We start from the raw sequence: 6,000 nt of genomic DNA, 5'->3' as shown, positions 1-6,000 counted from the left end.
CACACATTTTACCTAACTGGTGGTATACTTTTCAATTATTTTAGTGGACTACTTTTCAATTATATTATACATCATGTAGCAAAAACGATGATTTTGGAAATTTGGCGGAAGCTGAAATGATGCAAGTGAATTTTAGTGTAAACACGTTAGATGTGGATGTACAACCAATGAACTCGTCAATATTAAAGAGTTTAGGCATGCGGGCGGCCGCAAGTTCAGTATTGACCGATATTCAATACTACTTGAAAAATACAGTTACCGGGAAAATTTATTCAGGTGAACAAAAACTTTCAAGTGTTGGGAACACCGAGTTTGGAAACATTTCTCTATGGATACCCGCAGGAACTTATCAATTGGTATTCTTTGGCTATGGTGTGGATAATTCAACTGGTACGGCAAGCATGTATGTTGAAAAAGATTATAACAGAGCAATGATAAATCTAAAAAACAAAGATTCGTTTTATTTCAAGACAGAAAAGACCATTGAAACGGAAAACGGGCAAGTTGATATAAATCTTTCCCGACTGAATAGCAAGTTAGTAATAAGACTAAATGATGCGGTTTCATCTGATATTAAGAAAATAAAAGCGCGCATGACATATTATCCACTTTTCAATACACAAGATGAATCCGTTACTTATGAGGGTTCTTCTGGGGTTGCATCTGTTATGGAATCGTATTTGACAATCGAAAATGAAAGTGTTAATGAATTTGGCTTTTATTTATTACCACAAACCGGACGAACACTTATACTATCAGTTTACGATGAAAGTGACAATGAATTAGGTTCTTGTTCTGTAACGGTGTCTTTCTATAAAAATAAAAAAACTATTGTCGAGGGCAATTTATTTGATGTAATAACACAAAAACCGTTTGTTGTTACTGTGTCGGATGAATGGGATGAAGATGTTGTTGTACCAATACAATAATTCTATCCTTAAAAAAAAATCATAAATCCTAATCGTTCACAAAATGCGATTGGGATTTTGTTTTACAAAGAATAGATGTGGTGCAAATGTGGTGCAAAACACAAAAACAAAAAAGCTAATAATCTATATTAAAGACTATTAGCTTTTGCTTGAGCGGTATGGACGGGACTCGAACCCGCGACCCCCTGCGTGACAGGCAGGTATTCTAACCAACTGAACTACCACACCATTTGTTTTGAGGTTGCATTTTCTCTCAAATGCGATGCAAAGATATGATAAGATTTTTAATCTTGCAATAGTTAGATTGAACTTTTTTGCAACTATTTTAAATAAATACTGATTTATAAAGCGTTATGAAGTGTGCCGAGTTTATAAAAATTGCATTTGTAAGCTGATTGTTGAGTGATATAAAGATTAAATGGAAGAAACAATCAGAATAGTTGTACAAATTTACATAATACAATCAAATCTTACATTTTTGAAAAGTATTGTACCATGTATCTTTGTTCGATATCTATTTAACAAAGTAATGATACAAAAAACATGAAAAAATTATCTTTATTGTTTAGCCTCAATTTCTTTCTCTTTTCAGCAATATTTGCAACAGATATTTATAATGTTGATTTGAGCAAAGGTGCCACAGGATTATTCGATAATCATTTAAATTTAGGAACAAACGTTAATTTATCAGGCGATACGCTGAATGCCAATAGCTTTTATTTTTCGAAAAACGGAAAACCTTGGTATCCTGTTATGGGCGAGATACATTATTCCCGTCTACCGGAAGCCCAATGGGAGGAGTCGATTATAAAAATGAAATTATCGGGAATAGATATTATAGCCTCGTATGTATTTTGGATTTACCACGAAGAAGAAAAGGGTGTTTATAATTGGTCGGGCGACCGAAATTTGCGGAAATTTGCCGAATTATGTAAAAAGCACAATGTCCATTTGTTTCTGCGTATAGGACCTTGGTGTCATGGAGAGGTTCGTAATGGAGGCTTGCCCGATTGGGTTTTAGCCATAGAAGGAGGCGTGAGACGCGATAATCCAGCTTATTTAGAACATGTCAAGCCTTTTTTTAAAGAGATAAATAAACAGGTTTCGGGATTGTATTTCAAAGATAACGGGCCTATAGTTGGTGCTCAGATAGAAAACGAATACAGGTTTAATAATTCGGCAGGACTGGCTCATATTTTTAATCTGAAGAAAATGGCTATTGATGCCGGAATTGATGTCCCTTTTTATTCGGCAACAGGATGGCCGGGTTCTAATTTAAAGCAAAATGAGCTTATACCTGTATGGGGAGCTTACCCCGAAGCTCCTTGGAGTAAAAGTACAAAAAAATTACCTCTTTCCGAAAACTATATGTTTGGAACGTTACGCAACGATCCTGCTATCGGGAACGATCTGTTGGGGAATCAGCAAAGTGCTGATATGACAGGCTACCGCTATCCGTATGCAACAGCCGAAATGGGAGGCGGAAATCAGATAACTTACCATCGGCGTCCTATAATTACGTCGGAGGATGTAGCATCGTTAGCATACGTAAAAATAGGGTCGGGGGCTAACCTTATGGGCTATTATATGTATCATGGAGGATCTAATAAAATTGGCAAATATTCTACTTTACAGGAGTCGAAGGCTACAAAGTATCCGAATGATTACCCCATTATAAGTTACGATTTTTTGTCCCCGTTAGGCGAATGGGCACAGATAAGAGAATCTTATAAAGATTTTAAAATGCTTCATCTTTTTTTGAACGATTATGGCGACAGATTGGCTACTATGCATGCTTCTTTTTCTGATAAATTAAATAAACGCCCTCAGGATAACGATACATTAAGAATGGGGGTACGGTCTGATGGTAAAAGCGGATTTATTTTTATAAGTAACTATCAGCGTCAATTGGAAATGAAAGAATTGAATGATATTCAGTTCAATCTTATTCAGAAAGACGGAAAGGCAATTAATTTTCCTCAAACAGCGATGACGGTTGAAAAAGATGCTCGGATGATTTTACCATTTAATATGGAGATTGAAGATGTAAACCTACTGTATGCTACTGTACAACCATTATGTATACTGCAAAACGATGTGCCAACTTATGTGTTTTTTAATCAGGGAACCCAAATTGCCGAAATGAATTTTGAAGCTGAAAATATAGAACAATTGAAACTTAACGGTAAAAAGCTGAAGGCCGATAATAATAAGTATCTGTTAAAGGTGTCCGGTTCGGAATCTTATTTAATAGAGGTAAAGTCGGTTAATGGTAAAACTATAAACATATTAACTCTTACTAATAAACAGGCTCGTAACGCATGGAAGATGAAAACGGGAAAAGGAGAAGTTTTGTGTATCTCGGATGGAGAGTTAATACATCAGGGTAATTTTATTAGTCTAAGACAAAATGGTGTTACTAATTTTGAGTTCTATCTGTATCCATCTACCATAAGTATTAATAGCGATATTAAGTTGCGGAAGGAAAACCAAAAATTGTTTGCAAAATATAAAAGTTCGGTGGCCGAAACTAATATCAATGTAAAGTATAACGAGGTTCGTAACCCTGATAAATTTATTCCGGGTAAAAGTCTGCTGCCTAATGATGACAGGCTGAACCCTTTGCCTATTCAATCGTCGGGGCCTCAATATCAGGTTAACTTTAAACCAGTCGAAGGTTCAGCATATTGGCAGATTGATATTCCTGCTATAAACGGGAATGTATCGGAAGCTTTTCTTGTGTTCGATTATCAGGGCGATACAGGATCTTTGTATGAAAACGGACAACTTGTAGCCGATGATTTTTATTCGGGACTACCAATGACTGTTGGTTTAAAACATAAAGGGTTAGATAAAAATAAAAGTTATTTATTTCAGATCGTACCTTTCGAAAAGGACAGAAGGAAAGTTTTTTTCGAAGAAAATATAGCTTCGCAAATAACCGAAACAAACCTTTGTAAATTACAATCGGTAAAAGTAATACCTCAATACCAGTTGAATATTAATATACAATGAAACATGTAAGGGATGCTGCAAAATATTTGTAGCATCTCTTTTTTATAGGTTATTCAATATGTATGTTATATTTATCAGCAATAAAAGCATAGGGAGTTCTTTTAATAATGCAAAAATTAGATGCCTGCTTATGCTGAACAACCTGTAAATATTTCTAACTTTGTAGGCTATGAGTGGCATTTAAAAGAAATTGTACAAATTATGTTGACACTGAAAGTAATAAATGAGAATACCGAGCTGGTAATAAAAAAATTAGCGAAGAAACATTTCGATGCAAAAGATATTATTAATCAGATAATAAATATAGACCAGCAGCGCAGAAGTGCCCAAACTACATTAGATAAACAATTGGCCGAACTGAATAGTATATCGAAAAGTATTGGTATGCTAATGAAAGAGGGTAAAAAGGATGAAGCCGAAGCAGCACGCGCGCAGGTTGCGGGAATGAAGGATGCTAATAGAGTAATAGAAGAAGAACTTAAGCAGGCTGAGTCGCAGTTATACGATTTACTTGTACAAATACCTAATATACCATCAGATGGAGTTCCCGAAGGGCGCACAGCAGAAGATAATGTAGTTGAACGTTCGGGGGGGGAAGTTCCAAATTTAGACGAATCGGCGGTTCCCCATTGGGATCTGGCTAAAAAATACGATCTGATAGATTTTGAACTAGGCGTAAAAATAGCAGGAGCCGGTTTTCCTGTATATAAAGGAAAAGGAGCCCGTTTACAACGAGCTTTAATAAATTATTTTCTGGATAAAGCTCGCGATGCGGGTTATCTGGAGATACAACCACCTTATGTAGTGAATGCCGATTCGGGTTATGGTACAGGTCAATTACCCGATAAAGAAGGGCAAATGTATCATGCAACGGTCGACGATTTGTATTTGATACCTACGGCAGAAGTTCCTGTTACAAACATATATAGAGATGTTATTCTTGACGAGAAAGATCTTCCTCTAAAAAATGCAGCCTATTCAGCTTGTTTCAGGCGCGAAGCCGGTTCTTATGGTAAGGATGTACGTGGATTGAATCGTTTGCATCAGTTCGATAAGGTCGAAATTGTAAGAATAGATACACCAGAACATTCGTACGATTCATTAACCGAAATGGTAAATTACGTACAAGGACTGGTTACAGAATTGGAACTACCATGGCGTATTCTTCGTTTGTGCGGTGGAGATATGAGTTTTACATCGGCACTCACATTCGATTTCGAGGTTTATTCCGCAGCTCAAAAACGCTGGCTGGAAGTAAGTTCAGTATCTAACTTCGAAAGCTATCAGGCAAATAGGTTAAAATGTCGTTACCGCGATAACGATAAAAAAACGCAGTTGGTACATACACTAAATGGTAGTGCTTTAGCGTTGCCCCGCATAATGGCAGCATTGTTAGAGAATAATCAAACACCTGACGGTATACGTATTCCGAAGGCTTTGGTGCCGTATACAGGTTTCGAATTAATAGATTAATAGCTATGGAGATACTGGATCTTTTAAAATACATACTTGTTGGTGCTGTTATCGGAGGGTTGGTTCTTCTGTTTTCGTCGTGTGGCGATGATTATGCCGAAAAAGGAATAGAAGGACAGTGGCAACTTACGAAAATAGTAAGGGCTGATGGATCAGAAGAGGTAACCGATTCGGTTTATTACAGTTTTAAAAAAGGAGTATTCCGGTATCTGGTATTAAAAAGCGATATAGAAAGCGATGCCAGCATCGGATATTATAACGAGGCAGGCGATGTACTTACTGTTTCGGTTTTGCCCGGTGTGTGTATTGTAAACCCATGCGATTTTGAGGATGGCCAGATTGAAAAAGAAAATGGTCATGTCGATTGGATTTTCAGGGTGAAGAAACAAAATTCGTCGAAGTTAGAACTCGAATTTAATGACGAATTATTACTTTTTAGGAAATATTGAATATTCAGATGTCTATCTTTTAATAGACGATTGAATTTTTTACTATTTTAGCGAAGTTTTTATACGAAGCGTTATATTGTTAAATATTAGCAGAAAACAAATGCTTGTATAAACTTGTTTAAATGATTGAACGC

The 6,000-nt window shown here is 36.3% G+C and carries 4 protein-coding genes and 1 tRNA gene; 4 read left to right on the top strand and 1 reads right to left on the bottom strand.

The features are described from left to right. Positions 1-101: 101 nt before the first annotated feature. Positions 102-929, top strand: coding sequence for a fimbrillin family protein (locus D0T53_RS06775; RefSeq protein ID WP_163266374.1), 828 nt, complete (start codon positions 102-104; stop codon positions 927-929). Positions 930-1,083: 154 nt separating this feature from the next. Here the strand turns inward: D0T53_RS06775 and D0T53_RS06770 are convergent. Next, positions 1,084-1,157: transfer RNA gene (locus D0T53_RS06770), tRNA-Asp, on the bottom strand. A gap of 315 nt (positions 1,158-1,472) precedes the next feature. On the opposite strand from D0T53_RS06770, the gene D0T53_RS06765 reads away from it, so the two are divergent. The 3 genes from D0T53_RS06765 (at position 1,473) to D0T53_RS06755 (ending at position 5,866) form a co-directional block, all read left to right on the top strand. Beyond that, positions 1,473-3,944, top strand: coding sequence for a beta-galactosidase (locus tag D0T53_RS06765; RefSeq protein ID WP_163266372.1), 2,472 nt, complete (start codon positions 1,473-1,475; stop codon positions 3,942-3,944). A gap of 201 nt (positions 3,945-4,145) precedes the next feature. Further along, complete coding sequence (serS, locus tag D0T53_RS06760) at positions 4,146-5,417, top strand: serine--tRNA ligase (protein ID WP_163266378.1); 1,272 nt, start codon at positions 4,146-4,148, stop codon at positions 5,415-5,417. Between the two features lie 5 nt (positions 5,418-5,422). After that, entirely contained in the window at positions 5,423-5,866 is a 444-nt protein-coding gene (locus D0T53_RS06755) for a lipocalin-like domain-containing protein (protein ID WP_163266370.1), read from the top strand. Positions 5,867-6,000 lie beyond the last annotated feature (134 nt).

The sequence above is a fragment of the Dysgonomonas sp. 216 genome (assembly GCF_010501065.1).
Taxonomy (GTDB): Bacteria; Bacteroidota; Bacteroidia; order Bacteroidales; family Dysgonomonadaceae; genus QVMM01.
The sequence above is the reverse complement of the archived record's forward strand: the minus strand, read 5'-3'. Positions and strand labels throughout refer to the sequence as shown.